This window comes from Joostella sp., from assembly GCF_048266025.1.
Taxonomy (GTDB): domain Bacteria; phylum Bacteroidota; class Bacteroidia; order Flavobacteriales; family Flavobacteriaceae; genus Galbibacter; species Galbibacter atrarenae.
In genome coordinates this window covers 346,634-370,314 of record NZ_JBLXAF010000002.1, presented here as the reverse complement: position 1 = coordinate 370,314, position 23,681 = coordinate 346,634, and the positions used below count along the sequence as shown (strand labels likewise).

At 32.8% G+C, this 23,681-nt stretch carries 24 protein-coding genes; 11 read left to right on the top strand and 13 right to left on the bottom strand.

Going from position 1 to position 23,681, the window contains the following annotated elements; all coding sequences use genetic code 11:
* Window positions 1-212: 212 nt before the first annotated feature.
* The 5 genes from ACN0TY_RS07435 to aroB form a co-directional block, all read right to left on the bottom strand.
* Window positions 213-515, bottom strand: a complete 303-nt coding sequence (locus ACN0TY_RS07435; RefSeq protein WP_236958114.1) for a hypothetical protein — start codon at window positions 513-515, stop codon at window positions 213-215.
* Between the two features lie 42 nt (window positions 516-557).
* Entirely contained in the window at window positions 558-1,535 is a 978-nt protein-coding gene (locus ACN0TY_RS07430; protein WP_417443969.1) for a deoxyhypusine synthase family protein, read from the bottom strand.
* Window positions 1,525-2,409, bottom strand: coding sequence for an agmatinase (gene speB, locus ACN0TY_RS07425; protein ID WP_417443968.1), 885 nt, complete (start codon window positions 2,407-2,409; stop codon window positions 1,525-1,527). The genes ACN0TY_RS07430 and speB overlap by 11 nt, the downstream gene beginning before the upstream one ends.
* The gene (locus ACN0TY_RS07420; RefSeq protein WP_236958117.1) at window positions 2,402-3,799 is read right to left on the bottom strand and encodes an arginine decarboxylase; all 1,398 of its coding nucleotides are present in this window, start codon (window positions 3,797-3,799) and stop codon (window positions 2,402-2,404) included. The genes speB and ACN0TY_RS07420 overlap by 8 nt, the downstream gene beginning before the upstream one ends.
* A gap of 296 nt (window positions 3,800-4,095) precedes the next feature.
* Complete coding sequence (aroB, locus tag ACN0TY_RS07415) at window positions 4,096-5,166, bottom strand: 3-dehydroquinate synthase (RefSeq protein WP_417443967.1); 1,071 nt, start codon at window positions 5,164-5,166, stop codon at window positions 4,096-4,098.
* A gap of 104 nt (window positions 5,167-5,270) precedes the next feature.
* Between aroB and ACN0TY_RS07410 the strand changes: the two genes are divergently transcribed.
* Window positions 5,271-6,437, top strand: coding sequence for a proline dehydrogenase family protein (locus tag ACN0TY_RS07410; protein WP_236958119.1), 1,167 nt, complete (start codon window positions 5,271-5,273; stop codon window positions 6,435-6,437).
* A gap of 5 nt (window positions 6,438-6,442) precedes the next feature.
* Here the strand turns inward: ACN0TY_RS07410 and ACN0TY_RS07405 are convergent, their stop codons facing one another.
* The 6 genes from ACN0TY_RS07405 to tsaE all read right to left on the bottom strand — a co-directional run bounded on the left by ACN0TY_RS07405 (window position 6,443) and on the right by tsaE (window position 9,618).
* Entirely contained in the window at window positions 6,443-6,844 is a 402-nt protein-coding gene (locus ACN0TY_RS07405; RefSeq protein WP_236958120.1) for a DUF4258 domain-containing protein, read from the bottom strand.
* A 5-nt stretch (window positions 6,845-6,849) separates the two neighbouring features.
* Window positions 6,850-8,049, bottom strand: a complete 1,200-nt coding sequence (locus tag ACN0TY_RS07400) for an alanine dehydrogenase (protein WP_236958121.1) — start codon at window positions 8,047-8,049, stop codon at window positions 6,850-6,852.
* A gap of 42 nt (window positions 8,050-8,091) precedes the next feature.
* Window positions 8,092-8,628 carry a hypothetical protein gene (locus ACN0TY_RS07395; RefSeq protein WP_236958122.1) on the bottom strand — a complete coding sequence of 179 codons (537 nt, stop codon included), beginning with the start codon at window positions 8,626-8,628 and terminating at the stop codon, window positions 8,092-8,094.
* A gap of 94 nt (window positions 8,629-8,722) precedes the next feature.
* Window positions 8,723-8,878, bottom strand: a complete 156-nt coding sequence (locus ACN0TY_RS07390) for a hypothetical protein (RefSeq protein ID WP_417443966.1) — start codon at window positions 8,876-8,878, stop codon at window positions 8,723-8,725.
* Between the two features lie 36 nt (window positions 8,879-8,914).
* Complete coding sequence (locus ACN0TY_RS07385; protein WP_417443965.1) at window positions 8,915-9,070, bottom strand: hypothetical protein; 156 nt, start codon at window positions 9,068-9,070, stop codon at window positions 8,915-8,917.
* Between the two features lie 140 nt (window positions 9,071-9,210).
* Window positions 9,211-9,618: a tRNA (adenosine(37)-N6)-threonylcarbamoyltransferase complex ATPase subunit type 1 TsaE gene (gene tsaE, locus ACN0TY_RS07380; RefSeq protein WP_236958127.1), complete on the bottom strand. Its 408-nt coding sequence runs from the start codon at window positions 9,616-9,618 to the stop codon at window positions 9,211-9,213.
* A 104-nt stretch (window positions 9,619-9,722) separates the two neighbouring features.
* On the opposite strand from tsaE, the gene ACN0TY_RS07375 reads away from it, so the two are divergent.
* Window positions 9,723-10,955 (top strand): hypothetical protein, encoded by a 1,233-nt coding sequence (locus ACN0TY_RS07375; RefSeq protein WP_417443964.1) that lies wholly within the window; start codon window positions 9,723-9,725, stop codon window positions 10,953-10,955.
* 42 nt (window positions 10,956-10,997) lie between these two features.
* On the opposite strand, the gene ACN0TY_RS07370 is transcribed toward ACN0TY_RS07375, so the two are convergent.
* Window positions 10,998-11,381: a hypothetical protein gene (locus ACN0TY_RS07370; protein ID WP_236958129.1), complete on the bottom strand. Its 384-nt coding sequence runs from the start codon at window positions 11,379-11,381 to the stop codon at window positions 10,998-11,000.
* 196 nt (window positions 11,382-11,577) lie between these two features.
* Window positions 11,578-13,125, bottom strand: coding sequence for a response regulator (locus ACN0TY_RS07365; protein ID WP_236958130.1), 1,548 nt, complete (start codon window positions 13,123-13,125; stop codon window positions 11,578-11,580).
* A 43-nt stretch (window positions 13,126-13,168) separates the two neighbouring features.
* On the opposite strand from ACN0TY_RS07365, the gene ACN0TY_RS07360 reads away from it, so the two are divergent.
* The 9 genes from ACN0TY_RS07360 to ACN0TY_RS07320 all read left to right on the top strand — a co-directional run bounded on the left by ACN0TY_RS07360 (window position 13,169) and on the right by ACN0TY_RS07320 (window position 23,669).
* A complete protein-coding gene (locus tag ACN0TY_RS07360) occupies window positions 13,169-14,392 on the top strand; it encodes an HD domain-containing protein (RefSeq protein ID WP_417443963.1) in 1,224 nt (407 codons plus the stop codon).
* Window positions 14,393-14,422: 30 nt separating this feature from the next.
* Window positions 14,423-15,436: a UDP-3-O-(3-hydroxymyristoyl)glucosamine N-acyltransferase gene (gene lpxD / locus ACN0TY_RS07355; protein WP_236958132.1), complete on the top strand. Its 1,014-nt coding sequence runs from the start codon at window positions 14,423-14,425 to the stop codon at window positions 15,434-15,436.
* An 11-nt stretch (window positions 15,437-15,447) separates the two neighbouring features.
* Window positions 15,448-16,863, top strand: coding sequence for a bifunctional UDP-3-O-[3-hydroxymyristoyl] N-acetylglucosamine deacetylase/3-hydroxyacyl-ACP dehydratase (locus tag ACN0TY_RS07350; RefSeq protein ID WP_417443962.1), 1,416 nt, complete (start codon window positions 15,448-15,450; stop codon window positions 16,861-16,863).
* Entirely contained in the window at window positions 16,860-17,654 is a 795-nt protein-coding gene (lpxA, locus tag ACN0TY_RS07345; RefSeq protein WP_236958134.1) for an acyl-ACP--UDP-N-acetylglucosamine O-acyltransferase, read from the top strand. Before ACN0TY_RS07350 ends, lpxA begins: the two co-directional genes overlap by 4 nt.
* Before the next feature lie 9 nt (window positions 17,655-17,663).
* Complete coding sequence (efp, locus tag ACN0TY_RS07340) at window positions 17,664-18,230, top strand: elongation factor P (protein WP_236958135.1); 567 nt, start codon at window positions 17,664-17,666, stop codon at window positions 18,228-18,230.
* Between the two features lie 61 nt (window positions 18,231-18,291).
* Window positions 18,292-19,221 carry a UDP-3-O-(3-hydroxymyristoyl)glucosamine N-acyltransferase gene (locus ACN0TY_RS07335; protein ID WP_417443961.1) on the top strand — a complete coding sequence of 310 codons (930 nt, stop codon included), beginning with the start codon at window positions 18,292-18,294 and terminating at the stop codon, window positions 19,219-19,221.
* Window positions 19,205-19,645 (top strand): nuclear transport factor 2 family protein, encoded by a 441-nt coding sequence (locus ACN0TY_RS07330; RefSeq protein WP_417443960.1) that lies wholly within the window; start codon window positions 19,205-19,207, stop codon window positions 19,643-19,645. The genes ACN0TY_RS07335 and ACN0TY_RS07330 overlap by 17 nt, the downstream gene beginning before the upstream one ends.
* Before the next feature lie 94 nt (window positions 19,646-19,739).
* The gene (sucD, locus tag ACN0TY_RS07325) at window positions 19,740-20,612 is read left to right on the top strand and encodes a succinate--CoA ligase subunit alpha (RefSeq protein WP_236958138.1); all 873 of its coding nucleotides are present in this window, start codon (window positions 19,740-19,742) and stop codon (window positions 20,610-20,612) included.
* A gap of 90 nt (window positions 20,613-20,702) precedes the next feature.
* Window positions 20,703-23,669 carry a M16 family metallopeptidase gene (locus ACN0TY_RS07320; RefSeq protein WP_417443959.1) on the top strand — a complete coding sequence of 989 codons (2,967 nt, stop codon included), beginning with the start codon at window positions 20,703-20,705 and terminating at the stop codon, window positions 23,667-23,669.
* The last annotated feature ends 12 nt before the right edge of the window (window positions 23,670-23,681 follow it).

Here is a 23,681-nt window from a genome sequence, read left to right as displayed (position 1 = left end):
ACTTTACAGAGTTAATATATGTTGTAGTAAAGTAGTGTGTTGAAGGTGAAGCGTGTTGTTTTAAATAGTTTTTAAGTGGTAGTACTAAAGCAAAAAAATAACTGGAGCAAAGCTCCAGTTATTTTTTTAAAAACTATAAATATGTTTAATCTGAGCTACGATTAACCCAAAGAAGATTGAGTTTTATTTTTCTATATAATTTAAAAAAAACATTAGTCCTCATCTTCTTCCTGATCTTCAGGAATATCTAAATTATCTGTTTCTAGCGTATCATCATTCGCAAATTCATCATCGTCATCGTCTTCAAACTTCTCCATTGTATTAGCAAGACGTGTACTTACTTTTACTAAATAGATAGTTTCTTCTGTTCTTACTTCAACAGCCTCAACAGTTTCATTATTTGCATTTTTAAATTTAATGATGTCATCATCACCATATCCATCAGGATATTTATCTACCAGCATAGATAGAATCTCGTTGGTTAATTTTTTGTAATCTACAATTACACGTTTCATAATATTGATAATTAATGCAGGTTCTTAAATATTTTATTAAAGTTACATATCTAAAAGATATGCAAAAATAAGTGGAGCAACAATAGTTGCATCCGATTCTATGATAAATTTAGGCGTGTCGATATCAAGTTTACCCCATGTTATTTTTTCATTTGGAACGGCTCCAGAATATGAACCATAACTTGTGGTAGAGTCGGAAATCTGACAGAAATAGCTCCAAAAAGGAGTTTCTGGTCTTTCCATATCTTGATATAACATTGGAACAACGCAGATAGGAAAATCTCCAGCAATTCCTCCTCCAATTTGGAAGAAACCAACTCCGTTTTCAGAATTTTCAGTATACCAATCTGCTAAATAAGCCATATACTCAATTCCGCTTTTTACAGTAGAGGCTTTTAATTCGCCTTTCATTACGTAAGAAGCAAAAATATTTCCCATGGTGCTATCTTCCCATCCAGGTACTACAATTGGAAGGTTTTTTTCAGCAGCAGCATACATCCATGAATCTTTTAAATCGATTTCATAGTATTCTTCTAATACTCCAGATAATAACATTTTATACATGAACTCATGTGGAAAATAACGTTCACCGTTTTCTTCCGCATCTTTCCATATTTTAAAAATATGCTTTTGTAGTCTTCTAAAAGCTTCTTCTTCAGGAATACAAGTATCTGTAACTCTATTTAATCCTTTTTCTAATAAATCCCACTCTTCTTTTGGAGTAAGGTCTCTGTAATTTGGTACGCGCTTATAATGAGAATGAGCTACTAAATTCATAATATCCTCCTCAAGGTTTGCTCCAGTACAAGAAATGATTTGCACTTTATCTTGACGTATCATTTCGGCAAAGATCTTTCCAAGCTCTGCAGTACTCATAGCCCCAGCTAGAGTTACCATCATTTTAGCTCCGCTTTCTAGTTGTGCTTCATATCCTTTTGCGGCATCTACTAATGCAGCAGAATTGAAGTGGAGGTAATATTTTTCTATGAAATTTGAAATTACTCCTTTATTATTCGTCATCTTCGTCTTGATTTTTTGAGTTTGCGTACTTAAATTTATAAGCTAACATTTTATAATACAACTTTGCAGCTAAGAAATCTGAAGATTTTTCGTTTTCATTAGGACAAAGCTCTACAATATCAAAGCCAACTACATTTTTCTTTTTAAATACTCTTTTTAAATAATCTAATGTCTCATACCATAGTAAACCTCCTGGCTCTGGAGTTCCAGTTGAAGGAAGTATAGATGGATCAAAAGCATCTAAATCTATAGTAATAAATACATTTTCACTCATTTGATGAATAGAATCGTCTACCCAATCATCGCTAAGATTAATATCTTCAGCAAAATAAGTTTGATCTTCTATCATATTATCAAGCTCAGAAATATCCATACTACGTATTCCTACTTGAATAAGTTTTGTGGTCTTACTAGCCTCATAAACAGCACATGCATGATTGCATTTGCTCCCTTCGTAAGATTCTCTTAGATCTGCGTGGGCATCTATTTGTAGCACGGTAAGGTCGTTAAAAGACTCATTAAAAGCTCTAATAGAACCTATAGAAATAGAATGTTCTCCTCCAAAAAGGGTAACAAACTTTTCTTGTTTTATATAGTTTTTAGTTGTTTTATAAACTGCTTCTACCATTTTCTCCGGAGAGCTATTTTCCGTAATCGCAGGAGCCAAGTAAACGCCTTTTTTATAAGGTTCGCTTCTTGTCTCAATATCAAAAAGCTCCATGTTTTCAGATGCATCTAAAAAAGCATCGGGACCCTTATCGGCTCCTTTTTGCCATGTGCTTGTACCATCGTATGGCACTGGAATGAGTACTACTTGAGCATCATCCAAACGTGCGTACTTTTCCGGGATACCGGCATAATGTTTCTTACTCATCGTAACCTAAGATTTTTAAAAAGTCGTTTGCTGTTTGTTGTTCAGAAAAAAGTTTAGTGGTAATATTACCTTCATCATCTTTATTAATAAGAATGTGTTTTGGAGAAGGAATTAAACAATGTTGTAAGCCTCCAAAACCACCTATAGTTTCTTGATATGCCCCTGTATTAAAGAAACCAATATACAATGGCTTCGCTTTATCATACTTAGGCATATAAATGGCATTCATGTTTTGCTCAGAGTTATAATAATCATCGCTATCACAGGTCAGTCCTCCTAAAAGTACACGTTCATATTCATCATTCCAACGGTTTATAGCGAGCATAATAAATCGTTTACTAATAGCCCAGCTGTCTGGTAATGTAGTAATGAAAGAGGAATTAATCATGTTCCACTTTTCACGATCATTTTGTTGCTTCTGATATAAAACTTCATAAATAGCACCTCCGCTTTCTCCTACGGTAAAACTTCCGAATTCTGTAAAAATATGAGGAACAGGAACATTTGCCTCATCACAAGATGTTTTTATCTGGTTGATGATTTCATTTACCATATACTCATAATCATAATCAAATGCTAATGAGTTTTTAATAGGAAATCCGCCTCCAATATTTAATGAATCTACAGTAGGACAAATTTTACGTAATTGGATGTACACTTTTAAACATTTTAGAAGCTCATTCCAATAGTAAGCATTATCGCGAATCCCAGTGTTTATAAAAAAGTGAAGCATTTTTAAGTTCACCTTCTTATTGTCTTTAATCTCACGATTATAAAATGGTACAATATTTTTGTATCCGATTCCTAGTCTACTTGTATAGAATTCAAATTTTGGTTCCTCTTCCGAAGCAATTCTAATCCCTACGTTAAAAGGTTCGTTTATTGATTCTTCTAAAAGGTTTAGTTCTTCATAGTTATCTATAATAGGAATACACTTTTTGTGGGAACCATTAATTAGCTCCGCAATGTTTTCTATATACTTATCTCTTTTAAAACCATTACATAGCACATAATTGTCTTTAGACAATTTGCCTTTTGCAATTAGGTTTTTAACAATATCAATATCAAAAGCAGAAGAAGTTTCTATATGGATATTATTGTTTAAAGCCTCATTTAATACGTGACTAAAGTGCGAGCTTTTTGTACAATAACAATAGTGATAATCTCCTTGGTAGTTATGCTTTTCGATAGCATTTTTGAACCAATATTGAGCTCTTTTAATATTGTTAGAAATTTGAGGTAAATATGTAAACTTTAATGGAGCACCATATTTTTTAACAAGTTCCATTAGATCGATGTCATGAAACTTTAACTGGTTACCATCTAGTTTAAATTCCTCTTGAGGGAAATAGTAGGATTGATCTATAAGATCGAAATACTTCGTCTTCATAGTTGCTTTTTTGTAATATTAAAAAAATGATATTTATTTTATTTTAAATTTATGTTATAAATAGCATTTTTATTCAAATACGCAAATAGGCAGGGAGGTAAGCTATAGATATAATAGCAGATTTTTTTAAAATGTTTTTGGAAGTTAAATTTAAGGACCGAGACCTTGTTTTACAAGATACATATAAATAGGACTTCCTAATATTTATACACACGGAGTTTAAAAAACAGCTCATTAAATTCTATAAAATACAAGAGCAAAAATCACTATTTTTTTTTAATACGCAAGAGAAAAAATTAATTTTTATAGTATTCTAAAGATTTGATTAATAAGTCTTTATTTACAGTGACGTCTAATTTAGGTTTTGAAATGTTTTCTAAGAGGACAAAATTGACATTACCATGCGCATTTTTCTTGTCGAATCTCATCAGCTTAATAATGGCATCCATATCTTCATTTGTAATAGTTACTTTGTCAAAATATGAAAGAAAGTTTGCTTTTACTTCTTCTAATTTATCTTTAGGAAAATCTAAAAGTTCAGAGGAAAGATAAGTTTCCATGATCATTCCAATAGCAATAGCTTCTCCATGTAAGAGTGTTGTTTTTTCTTCTGACTGCAAAAAATAAGATTCTACTGCATGTCCTAAGGTATGTCCGTAGTTTAGTATTTTTCTAAGACCATTTTCACGAGGATCTTCAGTAACAACTTCATTTTTTATTACTACAGATCTATGTATAAGCTGGTCTAAATCTTCAGGAGATAATTGATTCATGTTTTGTAATTGCTTCCAATAGGCTTCATCATAAATGAGACCGTGTTTTAGCATTTCTGCCAATCCACTTCTTAATTCATTCTGCGGAAGTGTTTCAAGGTATTCAGTATCAATTAAAACCATAATAGGGTTAATAATAACGCCAACTTGATTTTTTAATGGACCTAAATCTACGCCTGTTTTACCTCCAACGGAAGCATCTACCATAGAGAGTAGTGTTGTAGGGATATTTAGAAAATCTATACCACGCATATATGTTGCGCCAACAAAACCTCCTAAATCTGTAACCACGCCACCTCCTAAATTTATAAGTAACGATTTACGATCGCCTCCAAGTTCAGAAATAACTTTCCAAACTTCACTACAGGTTTCAATTTGCTTATTCACCTCTCCAGCTTCAATTTCAATAATTTCAAACTCAGGAAGTGTAGTTAATTTCCCAAGAAAAACAGGCAAACAGTTTGCATGTGTATTTTCATCAACTAATATGAAAATTTTAGAATAACCTTTTGTTTCCAAATGAGCATTAAGTTCCTCATAAGATTTTTCATTGAAATGTACTTGGCAACCGTTGCTGTTAATAGAATTAAGCATGAATCTTGAATATAAATTTAGTTACTAGCAAAATAACGAGTTTTTCATGTAAAAAAGTAAAATATCTAACACTATATTTGCAAAAATTTATAGCGGTTTATTGAATGAAGAATTTTTTTGATAACACGGAGATTGCTTTTAAATTAAAAAGCGACTCTGAACTTGAAAGAGCTTACTTTTTATTTAAAATGATAGCTCACCAACCTTTAGTTAGGATTGGAACTGCGGTTACAAATTTTGCTATTAAAGCACACTTGCCAGTAGAGGGTTTGATTAGGGCTACTGTTTTCGATCATTTTTGTGGAGGTGTGAGCGAGTTGGATTGTATGAAAACTGTAGATGCTATTTATACTGCAGGAGTATGTTCTGTTTTGGATTATTCTGTTGAAGGAAAAGAAACGGAAGAGGAGTTTGATGCTGTAGTTGCTAGAACTTTAAAATTAATAGATTTTGTAAAGGAAAAAGAAGCTATCCCTTTTGCAGTTTTTAAACCAACAGCATTAGGTCGTTTTGATCTTTATGTGAAGGTTGGAAATGGAGATACACTTACCAGTGAAGAGAAGGAAGAATGGGAGCGTGTTATATTAAGATTTGATACCGTTTGTAAGAAAGCATATGAATTAGAAGTTTCTTTGCTAATAGACGGGGAGGAAAGTTGGATGCAGACTGCTGCTGATACTATTGTGGAGCAGATGATGCGTACTTACAATAAAGAAAGAGCGGTTGTTTATAATACACTGCAATTATATAGATGGGATCGTTTAGATTATCTAAAAGGCTTACATGAAAGAGCTAAAAAGGATGGCTTTATTATAGGAATGAAGTTTGTTCGTGGAGCTTATATGGAGAAAGAAAATGATCGTGCGGAAGAAAAAGGATATCCAACGCCAATATGTGCTTCTAAAAAAGAAACGGATGATAATTTTAATGCTGCCGTTCGTTATATGATGGATAACCTAGATACCATGGTATTATTTTTAGGAACTCATAATGAAGACAGCACTTTGTTGGTATTATCTATTATGGAAGAAAAAAATATAGCTAAGAATGACGATCGTGTTTGGTTTGGACAATTATATGGAATGAGTGATCATATTAGCTATAATTTATCACATGTAAAATACAACGTAGCTAAGTATCTCCCTTTTGGACCTGTTAGAGACGTGATGCCATACCTTATCAGACGTGCGGAAGAAAATACTTCTGTGGCTGGGCAAACAACACGCGAATTAACTTTATTATCTACAGAAAGAAAACGAAGAAAACTATAAGAAGCTTATTCTATAGTTTCCTTTTTGATATCAAGAATATCAGCAACAAATTTACAATTCTTTACAACGAGCTCTACGGGCTCGTTGTTTATTTTACCGTTTATGTAATAAGTACTACATTTATCTTCCGATGATGTTTGACTACGAGCAATATCGCTTTTATCAAAATTAACATCACCATAAGTTAATACGGAATCTATCTGTTCTTCAGTGATAGTTTTATTGTCTAATAACTGCTGCATATTAGGAGCAAAATTGATTTTCTCTTGTGTTCTTATAGATTTTAGGGTTCTGCAATTTGGAAGATAACAGAATTCTGCTCTTTTCTCTTTGAAAAAATAAGCAAGGAAAATCAGTCCTAGAGCAAGACCGATAAAAAAGAAACCAAATCTTTTTATTAGTGGCATAGTATTTAAAATATCAATAGATTTATATCGCGGTGAGAAAGGTCAAACCATTCTGCAACCGATTTGCTTGTTAAAATTCCGTGGTAAAAATAAAGTCCATTTCTCAGTCCTTTATCAAATCTTAGAGATTGTTCTAATCCGCCATCTTCACCAATTTTTAATAGATAAGGAGTAAAGATATTACTCAGAGAAACCGAAGCTGTTCTAGCATATCTTGCAGGAATATTTGGTACAGAGTAATGAATAACACCGTGTTTTGTAAATGTGGGTTTATCGTGTGAAGTAACCTCACTAGTTTCTATACATCCGCCCATATCGATGCTTACATCAATAATTACAGCTCCTTTTTTCATGTTTTCAACCATGGTTTCAGAAACAACAACAGGAGCTCTATCAATACCTCTTACTGCGCCTATAAGAACATCACAACGCTTTAATGCTTTTAATAAATTTTTAGGCTGTAGGGTAGAGGTGTATAACATCCGACCGAGATTATTCTGGATACATCTTAACCTAGTTATGGAGTTGTCGAATATTTTAACGCTAGCTCCAAGTCCAATTGCGGATCTAGCAGCAAATTCACCCACGGTACCAGCACCAATAATAACGACGTCAACAGGAGGTACTCCAGTGATATTTCCAAACATTAATCCATTACCACTATTTGCATTAGTCATAAGTTCTGCCGCTATTAAAACAGATGCAGTTCCGGCAATTTCACTTAATGCGCGTACAGCAGGATAATTTCCATCATCATCTTTTATAAATTCAAAGGCTAATGCTGTAATTCGTTTATTGGCAAGGGTTTCAAAATATTTTTTACTTCTCGTTTTTATTTGTAATGCAGAAATAAGTATGGTCTGCGGATTAATTAGTTCTAATTCAGAAAGTGATGGTGGCTCTACTTTAAGAATGATAGGGCAAGAAAATACTTTTTTTGTATCAGTAGTAATCTCTGCACCAGCTTCACTGTATTCTTTATCAGAATAATTGGCATGAAAGCCTGCTTTAGACTCTATAATCACACGATGTCCATGTGATGTTAATGCATTTATAGCATCGGGAGTTAAGCAAACTCTATTTTCTTGATAGGAAACTTCTTTGGGGATCCCAATAAATAATTCCCCTTTTTGCTTTAGCAATTCTAGGGTCTCCTCTTGAGGAATAAGTTCCTGTTTTGTAAACGGAGTATTAGGATATGACATGGTATTTTCTTAAAAACTCAAAGGTAGTTAAACTTTTTAAGTCTAAAAGAATTTGTTGTCCTTTTCAGGGTCACTTTCTAGGTTTTCGTATTCTTTTAGCTCTTTATCTATCTTATCTAGATCTATTCCATGGACAACTTTATCAAATAATTTTAATCTGATAAGGTATACTACGGGAATAACAATCATCATTACCGGAATAATGTAGTAAATTTCAAACTCATCTATATATTCAATATCATCATTTAAAGAGCTTACCAGTTGAAAGATATACATACTGATAGGGATTAGAATAACGTGATACCACCAATGTTTACAGGTGAAAAACCATATAATTAAGAGTAGTAATGGAACAAACTTATTCATGAAGTTCCATGCTGCCATATATAATGAAGAGTAATAAGAGGTTTTGAAGGTAACAAAAAAGGTTTCCCAAGTCTGTTCTTGTGGAAAGCTTTCGTATAGGTAAAAGATATAAGGAGATATAGCTATAATAAAAGCCATGACTGAGCCTAAGGCTAGTACTCTAGCTTTATTGCTTTTTTCTAGCTCAAAGGAGTTTTTACTCTTTTTTTTCAAAATTATAAGATTTGGATCTAAACACAAATTAAGCGAATCCAAAAAACATAAACAAATATTTAATTACTTTATGGAATCTTATTTAAGTGAAGAGTTACCCGTTAGAAGGCATTTCTATATTAGCTTTTTTAACTCCTTGATTATAATATATACCATCTTGATATGCAACTCTATCATTAGAGCATGAAGTTAATGATATTGAAAACAAAGTAATGACAGCTCCAGTGATAATTATTTTAGTTGAAGACATGTTGGTTAATTTTGGGGTTGTTTAAGTTTATTTTAATTATCCGTTAGAAGGCATTTCTATTTTAGCTTTTTCAACAGCTTGTGTGTTGTAAAGACTTTCTTGATCAGCAACGCTATCATTTGAACAAGAAGTTAAAGAAATAGAAAATAAAGCGATTGCAGCTATAGTAAAAGTTACTTTTTTAATAGGCATTTTAAGATAGTTTTAGGTTTTTTGATGGGTCAAACATACCAAAAACTTAGATGCGGAGAATAAAAACATTTGTCGTACATTAGTAAGTTTTTAATATACAACTAGTTCTGTCTTATTTTGTAGGAAGTAAATATAGTTTTTTAGTTGATTACCAGCGTTCTTTCATCGTTTAAGTGTGTTTTAATATCGATGACCGTCACTTCTTTAGGTAGAAAATCCATGATTTTATCAGGCCATTCTATAAAACACCAAGCATTACTATATATGTAGTCTTCAAATCCAATATTATGGATTTCCTCAACATCTTCTATCCTATAAAGGTCAAAATGATAGATTGTATCATTCGTTCCTTGGTATTCATTAACTAGTGAGAAAGTAGGACTAGAAACATGGTCTTGACTTCCTAATTCCTCAACTATTTTTTTTATCAAGGTTGTTTTCCCTGCACCCATTTCACCTTTAAATAGGATTATTTTATTTTTAGCGTGTAGAACAATCTCTTTGGCTATTTTGTCTAATTCATCAAGTGTGTATGTTCTTGTAATCATCTTTATAGTCTTTAAGCAAATTTAGTAATACTTTATATTTAATTCCTTTTTCTATACCTTAGAAATTATATTGATTAAATTTGAACTTAAATAAAATATAAAAATTGAATTTAAAACGCAGAAGAAGGGTAAGCTATGATATGCTAATTGTAGTTATTATTATAGTATCATCTTTTATGGTTTATGCACATGTTTTATGTCCTGTGGATGATAATTGGGTAACTAGCCTATTTAGTTTTACTACCAGTTATTACTCTACAGTGGAGATGTATTGTTTTCAGGTTTTATTGTTCTTGTGTAATACAATTTTCTTGTCAATATGGTATATTACATGTAGATATTGGTGGAAGTCTTCTGTTTTTATTCTGCTTGTGGTTGGTTTGTATAAATTATTTGTAGTTGTTTTTTCTGAAGTCCAGCTGTCAGATATAGTTAATAAGATAGTCGTACTTTTCCTTACAATATTAGTAAGTTACGCTGTTTATTTAATTTCTAAAAAGGTGAATTACCCTCTTTGGAATAGGCTTAATCTAGATGCTATAGATTCAGAAGAGATTTTAAAATATAAGTTTAAGAACACTAATCATTATTCTCGTGTATTAAATAGTTTTAATGAAGAAGCTTATGTTTCTAATGTAGATGATCTTAAACAACTGGTTGCGAAAGCTGTTTTAATGTCTGAAGATGAATCAAAAGAAGAGGAGGATAAAGATACATTCTTTAAAAACCCACTAAAGAGGAGAACTCTTGGAGGATATTTGATGTTCTTTTTAATTATATCTATTGTTTTCATTGCTAGAATTTACAAACTAACACCTAGAGATGCTACAACATGGGATTTAGGTTTTATGGAAATTGGATCATTTGAATTTCAAAGTGTTCGAATCTTTTTTTGGTTTACATTAATAAAAGTAACCTCCTTTATTATATTAACAATATGGTTTTTGAGTAGTAGGTATTGGTGGAAGTATTTTTTATTGATTCCATTAACAATAGTAAGCTACCAAATTATAGCTGTGTTTAATGTAAACGAAAAGTTTGTTCATGAGAATGAAGTATGGCAAGCTTTTCCAGTATTAATACCTTTGATGTTATTTTTAGTATTCCTTTCTTTTAAGCTGAATAATTTCACTAAAGTAGAGAAGTTGAAAAATAAGATTAAAGCAGAAACCTTTAAGGTGATATCTTTTTTAGCTAAAGATGAAGAGAGTTATTCTGAAGATAAATTGGCACTAGCAGCTTTAATTGCAGATAAAGATTCTTATGAACCAACAGAGTATTTAAAAAAGTTAGAAGAACTTAATGATAAGTTAAAAGCAAAAAAAAGCATCCAATAGTTAAAAGGATGCTTTTAAGTTTTAAACACTAAAGAAATTAACTTAGCTAATTTCTTTTTTAGTAGTGCTAATTTCAGTTTTAATCTTGTCCATCAAGTTTTTCATTTCGTCTTCTTGATGTGCTTTAATTTTTTGTTCTATTATCGCTTCCACTTCTTTGTATGTAAGCTTCTTTTCTGGGTTTTGTACTTCCGAAGAACTAGAGTCGGTTCCAAACATGGTTCCGTGACCAGTAACTACCCAGTTAATGTTTACAAATGGATACTTTTCTACAATTCTTTCTAGAATATCGCTCCCTACGGATGCATTATTCTTTTTCATACGTAGTGTGTAACCATTAGATGCGCCAATAGACATATCAAATTGTCTAGCGCTCATTCCAAGAGATTGGATAATAGAAAAAATTCTATCAATTGCTTTTGCCATTGTTTTAATTTTGAGGGTTTGGCCAAAAATAGAAAAAAAACTATGTTCGATGCAAGTTTTTTCTTTTTTTTGCATAATATTAACACTATACGATATCAAAACCACCAAATTTGGTGTAGTCTAAGATGTATGGTTTTCTACAAAAAATAGTATAAATGCATTATTTGCGCTATAAAGCTTCCATTAATTGGCTTTTCTACTTCGGACTCAGTACTACATAAGGAATAATAATTTCCTCAAGAGAGATTCCGCCGTGCTGGTATGTGTTTTTAAAGTAGTTTACATAATGATTGTAATTGTTAGGGTAAGCGAAGAATAAATCTTCCTTGGCAAAAATAAAAGAACTACTCATGTTAATTGTAGGTAGTTTAATTTCCTTCGGGTTTTTAACTCCGAGAACCTCTTTGTCTACATAAGAAAGACTCCTTCCTGTTTTGTATCTCAAATTTAAACTTGTATCCCTATCTCCAATTACTTTAGAAGGTCTCTTTACATTGATAGTCCCGTGATCAGTAGTGATGATAAGCTTGAACCCTAATTGTTGAGCTTGTTGGATAATATCTAATAAAGGTGAGTTTTTAAACCAACTTTGAGTTAAAGATCTATATGCTTTATCATTTGAAGCAAGTTCTTTTACAACTTCCATTTCTGTCTTAGAATGAGACAGCATATCTACAAAGTTGTATACAACTACAGTTAAGTCGTTGTCTTTTTGAGATTTAAAATTTTGCGCTAATTGTTTTCCTAATTTTAAGTTTGATATTTTATGATACTCCCATTTAATATCTAACCCTAATCTTTTAATTTGTGACTCAAGGAAAGCTGCTTCATGTAAGTTTTTACCACCTTCATCTGTATCGTTTTTCCATAATTTTGGATATAATTTTTCCATTTCGGAAGGCATTAGTCCTGAAAAAATGGCATTTCTAGCATATTGCGTAGCAGTAGGAAGGATGCTGAAGTAAGGAACTTCTTTATTTTTTTTGTAGTAATTGGTTACAGTCCCTTCAAAGGTTTTCCATTGGTCATATCTTAAATTATCAATTACAACGAGTAAGGTTGGTTGTTTTTTATCAATCTCTTTAGCTATTAATTCTTTAAATAATGTATGAGACATTACAGGACCATCCTCTCCTTGAAACCATTTTGGATAGTTTTTTTCAATGAATTTGCAGAATTGAGTATTAGCTTCCGTTTTTTGAGATTCTAATATTTCTGTCATCCCCGTGTCTTCAATGTCTTCTAATTCAATTTCCCAATAAATTAATTTCTTATAAAGGTCCACCCATTCATCAATAGAATTAACCATTGTTAAATCCATTGCTATTTTACGAAACTCTTGTTGGTAACTAGAGGTCGTTTTTTCTGAAACGAGTCTAGAGTGATCTAAATTCTTTTTTAAACTTAAAAGAATCTGATTAGGGTTTACAGGCTTAATTAAGTAATCGGCAATTTTAGCACCAATAGCCTCTTCCATAATATCTTCCTCCTCACTTTTGGTAATCATAACTACTGGGAGTGTTGGTTTTAAGCTTTTAATTTCACTTAAAGTCTCTAAGCCTGAGAGACCTGGCATGTTTTCATCTAGAAAGACAATATCAAAGTTTTGACCTCTAACTTCTTCTATAGCTTCAGTTCCACTTTGACATGTACTCACTTTATAATTTTTCTTTTCTAGGAATAAAATATGCGGTTTTAGAAGTTCAATTTCATCATCTACCCAAAGTATCTTTATATCATTCATTCTATTGATGTATATTTGTACGTAATTTTACAATTCATTTAGTTTGAACACAGCAAACAAGCTCAAAATATTCAACGATCCAATTTACGGATTTATTACCATCCCTAACGAACAGATTTTTGATTTAATCGAGCATAAATATTTTCAGCGATTACGGAGAATTTCCCAAATGGGACTTTCTTACTTGGTATATCCAGGAGCGCATCATACAAGATTCCATCATGCAATTGGTTGTATGCATTTAATGCAGAAAGCCGTTCAAGTACTTAGATTTAAAGGTGTTGACATTTCCGAAGATGAAGGTAATGCTTTACTAGCGGCCATACTTTTACATGATATTGGTCATGGTCCTTTCTCTCATGCAATGGAGCATAGTATTGTAAATGGAATCTCCCATGAGCATATTTCGCTTCAGTTTATGGAGGAGTTAAATAAAGAGTTTAACGGAACTTTAACGCTAGCCATCAAAATTTTCAAGGGAGTATATCATCGAACGTTCATGAATCAGCTAATTTCAGGTCAATTGGATATGGATAGAGTTGATTATTTGAAGCGCGATAGTTTTTATACAGGTGTTTCTGAAGGAAATATAAATTCTGAACGAATTATCTCTATGTTAAATGTTGTAGATGATAAATTAGTAGTAGAAGAAAAAGGGATTTATTCAGTTGAAAAATTTCTTGTAGCCCGCCGATTAATGTACTGGCAGGTGTATTTGCATAAAACAAGCTTAGCGGCAGAGCAGCTGTTAATTAGAATATTACAACGAGCTAAGCAACTTCATCACAATGGAAAATCTCTCCATGCAAGTAGAGCTCTTCAGTTTTTTCTAGATAATGAAATAGGAAAATCTGACTTCAATGAAGAAATATTAGAGACCTTTTCTCGTTTGGATGATGTTGATATTTTATCAGCAATGAAAGAATGGCAATTTAGTGACGATTTTGTTTTATCTAATTTATGTAAAATATTATTAGAACGAGACCTTCTTAAAATTAAGATTAAGAAGAATCCGATAAAAGAAGCTAAATTAGCAAATCATATTGAAGATTTTATTAATAAATATAACGTAACCGAAGAAGAGGCTAATTACTTTGTTTTTAGTGGTTTAATAGAGAATCAGGCGTATTATGTAGACAAGCAAAATATACATATTTTAATGAAGTCTGGAAAGATTGTAGATGTAGCTAAAGCATCCGATCAATTAAACCTTAAAGCCTTATCAAAAACGGTTACAAAATATTACATGTGCTATCCTAAAAAATAAATAGTACTTTTTTTATACTTTTGCGTGGAAATGAAATTTACAGCAACTCAAATAGCAGGAATATTAGAAGGTGAAATTATAGGCGATCCAGATGTGGAAGTGTCTAAACTTTCTAAAATCGAAGAAGGAACTCAAGGATCGTTAACTTTTTTAGCGAATCCTAAGTATACTCATTATATATATTCAACAGAAGCATCTGTGGCTATCGTTAATAAAACGTTGGTTTTAGATCATGATGTAAATACAACCTTAATAAAAGTTGACGACGCATATAAGTCGTTTTCTAAATTATTAGAGTATTACAATGAGGTGAAGTTGAATAAAACAGGAATAGAGCAACCTATCTTTTTAGCATCTTCTTCTTCATACGGAGAAAATGCATATATCGGGGCATTTGCTTATATAGGAGAAAATGTAAAGATTGGAAACAATGTAAAGATTTTTCCAAATGCCTATATTGGAGATAATGTTACGATAGGAGATAACGCAATCATTTTTGCTGGCGCTAAGATTTATTCTGAATCTATAGTAGGTAAGAATTGCGTAATCCATAGCGGATGCGTAATTGGAGCAGATGGATTTGGTTTTTCTCCAGATGATAAAGGAGAATTTCAGAAAGTGCCACAAATAGGAAACGTTATTCTTGAAGATTATGTAGATGTTGGTGCAGGAACAACTATAGATAGAGCAACATTAGGATCTACAGTTATTAGAAGAGGTGTAAAACTCGATAATCAGATCCAGATAGCTCATAACGTTGAGATAGGAGAAAATACTGTTATTGCAGCTCAAACAGGAATTGCAGGGTCTACCAAAATTGGTAAGAACTGTATGATTGGTGGGCAAGTAGGTATTGTTGGGCATATTACAATAGGAGATAGAGTTAGAATTCAGGCACAGTCTGGTATTGGAAGAAATGTAAAAGATGACGAAGTTTTACAGGGGTCTCCAGCATTAAATTACGGCGATTATAATAAATCGTACGTACACTTTAAGAATTTACCGAAACTTGCAGATAAAATTAATCAACTAGAAAAAAAGTAAAAGATATAACAATGAGTAATCAGGTTATAAAACAGAAAACCATAGCCAAAGAGGTATCCTTAAAGGGTGTAGGCTTGCATACTGGAGAAAATGTAACAATGACATTTAAGCCGGCTCCAGAAGATCACGGATTTGCGTTTAAACGTTTAGATGTAGAAGGAACGCCTATAATAGAAGCAGATGCTAACTATGTTGTGAATACACAACGCGGTACGAATCTTGAGAAACAAGGAGTTAAAATTCAGACTTCGGAGCATGTGTTGGCAGCTTTAGTAGGTTTAGGAATAGATAATGTTTTAATTGAACTCAATGCACCTGAACCTCCAATAATGGATGGGTCTTCTAAGTACTTTATAGAAGCGTTAAAAGAAGCTGGAATTGTAGAGCAGGAAGCAGATCGTGATGAGTTTATAGTTACAGAAGTTATTTCTTATATTGACGAAAAATCAGGAAGTGAAATAACAATTGTTCCTTCTGAAGAATACCAAGTAACGGCAATGGTGGATTTTGGAACTAAGGTTTTAGGAACTCAGAATGCGACATTGACTAACTTAGAGCAGTTTGAAGATGAGATTGCAGATTCCAGAACTTTTAGTTTTTTACATGAAATTGAAGCATTATTAGAGCATGGCCTAATTAAAGGAGGTGATCTTAATAATGCCATTGTTTATGTAGATAAAGAGTTGTCTAAAGAAACAATGGAAAAGCTAAAAGTAGCTTTTAATAAAGATTCTATTTCTGTTAAGCCAAACGGAATATTAGATAATTTAACGCTTCATCATCCAAACGAGGCAGCAAGACATAAGTTATTAGATGTTATTGGAGATCTTGCATTAGTAGGAACTAGAATTAGAGGAAAAGTTTTTGCAAATAAACCTGGGCATTATGTAAATACTCAGTTTGCTAAGAAACTTTCTAAAATTATAAAAGCAGAGAAAAGAAATAAAGCTCCAAAGTACGATCCAAGTATTCCACCATTAATGGATGTGAATCAGATAATGAAAATGTTGCCACATAGACCACCATTTTTATTAGTAGATCGTATTTTAGAATTATCAGATACACATGTTGTGGGAATGAAAAATGTGACTATGAATGAACCTTTCTTCGTAGGACATTTTCCTGGAGCACCTATTATGCCAGGGGTTTTACAAGTAGAAGCCATGGCGCAAACTGGAGGGATCTTAGTACTTAATACAGTTCCAGATCCAGAGAATTACCTTACATTTTTCATGAAAATGGATAATGTTAAGTTTAAAAGACAAGTACAGCCAGGAGACACATTGGTTTTCAAAATGGAATTAATATCTCCTATCCGTAGAGGGATTTGCCATATGAAAGCGCATGCTTATGTTAATGGTCAGCTTGCAACAGAAGCAGAGCTAATGGCTCAAATCGTAAAAGTTAAAGAAACAGACAAGAAATGAATCAGCCACTAGCATATGTGCATCCAGGAGCGAAAATCGCTAAAAATGTAGTGATAGAGCCTTTTGCTACTATTAATAATAATGTAGTAATTGGAGAGGGCACTTGGATAGGAAGTAACGTTACCATTATGGAAGGGGCTCGAATTGGGAAAAATTGTAATATTTTTCCTGGTGCTGTAATTTCAGCAGTTCCCCAAGACATAAAATATAACGACGAAGATACCATCACCCAAATTGGAGATAACACAACTATTAGAGAATGTGTTACCATTAATAGAGGGACTACCGATCGAATGAAAACTGTAATCGGAAAAAATTGTTGGATTATGGCATATAGCCATATTGCTCACGATTGTATAGTTGGAGATTACTGTATTTTCTCAAACAATAGTACTCTTGCAGGGCATATTACTGTTGGAGACTATGTAGTTCTTGCAGGAATGACAGCTGTGCATCAGTTTTGTTCTATTGGAAATCACGCTTTTGTAACTGGTGGTTCATTAGTACGTAAAGATGTTCCTCCATACGCTAAAGCAGCGAGAGAACCTTTATCTTACGTAGGTATTAATTCAGTAGGATTACGCAGAAGAGGGTATTCAACAGAGAAAATTAGAGAAATACAAGATATTTACCGAATATTATACCAAAAGAATTACAATAATTCTCAAGCTGTAGAAATTATCGAAGCAGAAATGGAAGCCACTCCAGAACGAGACGAGATTCTTCAGTTTATCAAAGATTCTCAACGTGGAATCATGAAAGGGTATTTTAGTTCAAATTCAAATCATTAAAATAAAATTATGGCATCTACATCAGATATTAGAAAAGGATTATGCATAAGATATAATCACGATATATATAAAATTATTGAATTTTTACACGTAAAGCCAGGAAAAGGACCTGCTTTTGTTAGAACAAAATTAAGAAGTGTTACTTCAGGAAAAGTATTAGATAATACATTTTCAGCAGGACATAAAATTGAAGATGTTCGTGTAGAAACAAGATCTTATCAGTTTTTATATCCAGAAGGAGATACGTTTCATTTTATGAATACAGATGATTACAACCAAATCACTATTCAGAAAACAGCAATAGACAATCCAGATCTTTTAAAAGAAGGAGAAGTAGTTACGATATTATTTAATACAGAAGATAGCATGCCACTTTCTGTAGATTTACCAGCACATGTTGTTTTAGAAATAACACATACAGAGCCTGGAGTAAAAGGTAATACGGCTACCAATGCAACAAAACCTGCAACAGTAGAAACTGGGGCAACGATAAATGTTCCTTTGTTTATTAATGAAGGAGATAAGATAAAAATTGATACTGATAAAGGTGCTTATATGGAGCGCTATAAAGGATAAGTTTTTATAACATTTTTTTGAATCATATTTTGTAGATTTTAGTATATCAGAATAGTTTACGATGAAGTTTCCTCAAAAGCATACCTTAAAGCAAATAGCAACTATCTTAAGTTGTGATTATGTTGGTCCTGATGATTTTCCTGTAACAGGAATGAATGAAATACATGTGGTAGAGCCAGGTGATATTGTTTTTGTTGATCATCCTAAATATTATGATAAAGCGCTAGAATCTGCCGCTACCGTAGTTCTTATAAATAAAGAGGTTGAGTGTCCGCCAAATAAGGGATTGTTAATTTCTGACGATCCATTTAGAGATTTTAATACGTTAACAACTTTTTTTAAGCCTTTTGAGAAGGCTACAGCTACCATTGCTTTTTCAGCAAAAATAGGAGAGGGAACGGTTGTGCAACCAGGAGCTTTTATTGGTAATAATGTAGTCATCGGAAAAAATTGCTTGATTCATTCTAACGTTAGTGTTTACGACAATTGTATTCTTGGGGATAATATCACTATTCATGCTGGAACTGTTTTAGGAGCAGATGCTTTTTATTATAAAAATAGACCAGAAGGATTTGATAAATTATTGTCTGGAGGACGTGTAGTTTTAGAAGATAATGTAGATTTAGGAGCTCTTTGTACAATAGATAGAGGAGTTACTGGAGACACTTTAATAAAAGAAGGCACGAAGATAGATAATCAGGTGCAAATTGGACATGATACTGTTATAGGTAAAAAATGTTTAATAGCCTCACAAGTAGGAATTGCTGGTTGTGTAATTATTGAAGATGAAGTGACCATCTGGGGGCAAGTGGGAATTGCTAGTGCAATTACAATAGGTTCTAAGGCAGTTTTATTGGCACAGTCTGGTATTAGTAAATCTTTGGAGCCTAACAAAGCGTATTTTGGTTACCCTGCTGAAGAAGCAAGGAAGAAATATAAAGAATTGGCATCGATACGAATGATACCATCAATTATTGAAAAATTACGATAGAGATATGGGACAGTCAATAAAAAAGATTGCAAAAGATTTTTACGAACTTGAGCCTATTAAAAATAGAGCTATTTTAATGGATTACCTCCATGATGATTGTGAGCTTTATTGGAATAGTAGCAAAGGTTTTACTAAATTAAACAAGGAAGAACTTGTTGCTTTGGCCTCAAATATGGAAAATGCATATCATTCTGTAAGAACAGAGATAAGTCATTTGTTAAAAGACGGGAATAGTGTTACGGTACGTTATACCTATCATGTAAAAACAATTGAAAATCCAGATGAAGAGCAACCATTAGCTCATTTTATAACTATATGGGAGTTTAAAGATGATAAACTTTACAAAGGGTATGAGATTAGTCAGCTTGCTGATGACAACCCCGTAAACTTAAATTCTTTTATTCCAACAAGTCAAAAAAATTAACATAAGTAAAATAATTATTTATTTTTTGAAGTAGATTTCTTAAATCGTATTCAAAAAACTATTTTTGTATAGCTTTAAATAAAATATAACCCTAATGAGTGTATTAGTAAATAAAGATTCTAAAATAATAGTACAAGGATTTACAGGTAGTGAAGGAACTTTTCATGCCGAACAAATGATTGAGTATGGTACCAACCTAGTTGGTGGTGTAACTCCAGGAAAAGGAGGTCAAGAGCATTTGGGTAAACCAGTTTTTAATACTGTTAAGGAAGCGGTAGATAAAGTAGCTGCAGATGTATCAATCATTTTTGTTCCGCCAGCTTTTGCTGCAGATGCAATAATGGAAGCTGCTAATGCAGGTATCAAAGTTATAATTACTATCACGGAAGGTATTCCTGTAGCAGATATGATCAAAGCTTCAGACTATATTAAAGATATAGATTGTAGATTAATCGGGCCTAACTGTCCAGGTGTAATTACACCAGGTGAAGCTAAAGTTGGTATTATGCCAGGTTTTGTATTCAGTAAAGGTAAAGTAGGAATTGTTTCTAAATCTGGAACGCTTACTTATGAGGCTGCAGATCAAGTTGTAAAACAAGGTCTTGGTATCACAACTGCAATTGGAATTGGAGGAGATCCAATTATCGGAACTACAACTAAGGAAGCTGTAGAATTGTTAATGAACGACCCTGAAACAGAATGTATTGTTATGATCGGGGAAATTGGAGGTCAACTGGAAGCAGATGCTGCTCGTTGGGTGAAAGAAGACGGAAATAGAAAACCAGTAATAGGATTCATCGCGGGAGAAACTGCACCTAAAGGTAGAACTATGGGTCATGCAGGAGCTATTGTTGGTGGTGATGATGATACTGCTGAAGCAAAGAAACGTATTATGGGAGAATGTGGAATCCACGTTGTAGATTCTCCTGCTGAAATAGGTAAAAAAGTAGCTGAAGTTATGGGCTAAATAGCTCATATATAAAATATTATCTATATATTTATCCATCCCCTGATTTATTTAGGGGATGGATTTTTTTTTAACCAAACTATTTAAAATATGACACTTAAACTATCAAGACTCCTCCTGTTGACTATTTTATTTGTTTCTGTAAGTTGTAAAAACAATTCAGAAGAAAAAATAGTAGCAAAAACGCATACTGATGCAAACGGGTATACTTATGAAACCGTTGAGAACGATCCAACAGGATTACGCCTGTATACACTAGAAAATGGATTAAAAGTTTATCTAAGTAGAAATACAGACGAACCAAAGATTCAGACTTTTATACCTGTCAGAGCTGGTTCTGTTTATGATCCTGCAGATAATACTGGGTTAGCTCATTATTTGGAGCATATGGTTTTTAAAGGGACTCATAAATTTGGAACTACAGATTGGGATAAAGAAAAAGTACTTATTGATGAGATTTCAGATTTGTATGAAGCTCATAAGAAAGCTACCGACACCATAGAGAAAAAAGAAATATATAAAAAAATAGATAGTGTTTCTCAATTAGCTTCGCAAATAGCTATTGCTAATGAGTATGATAAAATGACGGGTTCTATAGGTGCAGAGGGTACAAATGCATGGACTTCTGTTGAAGAAACGGTATATGTAAACAAAATTCCTTCTAACGAATTGGATAAATGGCTTACTTTAGAAAGTGAGCGTTTTAGTACGTTGGTGCTTAGGTTATTTCATACAGAGTTAGAGGCAGTGTACGAAGAATTCAATAGAACACAAGATAGCGATCAGCGAAAAGAATATTATGAGATGCTTTCTACGCTATTTCCTAAACATCCATACGGGCAGCAGCCAACTATAGGGATTTCAGAGCATCTTAAAAATCCATCCATGGTAGCTATTAATAATTATTTTGATACATATTATGTACCTAATAATATGGCAGTAATTCTGGTAGGAGATTTGGAGTTTGACGAAACTATAAAAATGGTAGATAATGCTTTTGGAGATTTCAAGCCTAAAGATGTAACCTATCCAGAGCGTCCTACAGAAGCTCCTATTACTGCTCCTATCGAAAAAGAAGTTTTTGGACCAGAAGCAGCTAGAGTTAGTATTGGTTACAGAACTCCTGGAATAGGAACAGAGGATGAAAAGTATGTTACTCTAATCGATATGCTTTTAAGTAATAGTCAGGCTGGGTTAATTGATTTAAACCTTAATCAGAAGCAAAAAGTACAGCGAGCAGGGAGTTATCCAAACTTTAATAATGATTATGGCGTGCATACTTTATATGGATATCCTAAGTCTGATCAATCTCTGGAAGAAGTAAAAGATCTTTTATTATCTCAAGTTGATAAAATTAAAAAGGGAGATTTTGACGAATGGATGATTCAGGCTGTAGTTAACGATCTTAAGTTGTCTCAGATAAGAAGATATGAAGATGCTTCCGGTGTAGCTTATGCCTATGTAGATGCCTTTGTTCATTTTCAAGATTGGGAAGATGAAGTTAAAAAGTTAGAAGAGCTTAGAAAGGTTACTAAAGAAGAATTAGTAGCGTATGCAAATAAGGCATATGTTGATGATTATGCTGTTGTGTATAAAAGACAAGGGGAGAGTAGAGATCTCGTAAAAGTAGAAAACCCTCCAATTACTCCAGTAGCTTTAAATAGAGATAAACAATCAGATTTCTTACAAGCATTCAATAAAATTGAGGTTCCGCCTATAAAGCCTCAACATATAGATTTTGATAAAGCTATTAAAGAAACTAATACCGATAATGAGTTAGAGGTTTCTTATATCGAGAATAAAGCGAATGATTTAGCTGAAATAGATATCATTTTTGATATGGGTAAAGATAACGATAAGAAGCTGCAATATGCAATTGGTTATGTTGAGTATATCGGAACAGATAAATATTCTCCAGAAGAGTTGAAAAAAGAATTCTATAAGCTTGGAATTGAATACAGCGTACGTGCTGCAAACGATAAGGCGTATGTTACAATTAGCGGACTTAGCGAGAATATGGATAAAGGTTTGGAGTTGTTAGATCATTTATGGTCTAATGCAGTTGCAAACCAAGAGAGTTATGATAAGTATGTTCAGAATATCGGTAAGAGCAGAGAAGATAGCAAAGCTAGTAAAGGGAATATCTTGTGGAACGGACTAATGAGTTATGGGCAATATGGTGATAATTCTAGATTAAGAGATATTTATACCATTGATGCTCTTAAAGATATTAACCCTGAAGAATTGGTGAATATTTTTAAAGATTTGAAAAACTATAAACAGCGTATTTTTTACTTCGGAAATAATATTGATGGGGCAGTTGCTTCTTTAAATGAAAAGTATACGGTACCAACTACTTTAAAAGAATATCCAGATGCTAAGTTATATTTAGAAAAAGAAACTGGAGGTCATGTTTACTTTGTAGATTATGATATGGTACAAAGTGAGATGTTATTCTTAGCAAAGGGAGAAACGTTTGATCCAAAGCAAATGGCGGCTTCATCTTTATTTAACACTTACTTTGGTAGCGGATTGTCTTCGATCGTTTTTCAAGAAATAAGAGAGTCTAAGTCGCTTGCTTACTCTGCTTTTGCAGCATATAGTAATGCTTCTGAAGAAGGAAAACCTAATTATACGTATGCTTATATCGGTACACAGGCTAATAAAATGCCACAAGCCGTAGAAGCTATGATGGAATTGATGACAGATATGCCTGAAGCAAAAGAACAATTTGAATCAGCTAAAGAGTCAACATTGAAGAAATTAGCGTCAAATAGAATCAATAAGCAGGATATTTTTTGGGAATATGAGCGTTTAAAGAAAAGAGGGATTACAGAAGATACAAGACAAGCAATGTATAATGAGATTGAAAAAATGACTTTTGATGATCTAAAAAGTTTCTTTGAAGAGAATATAAAAGGAGAAAGTTATGATGTAATGGTAATAGGGAACAAAAATGATGTGGATATCGATGCATTAAGAAAATTAGGAGATGTTGAGGAGCTGGAAGTTGATTATTTATTTAATTATGAGCAACCAAAACCTCTAAAATCATAATAACATATAAAT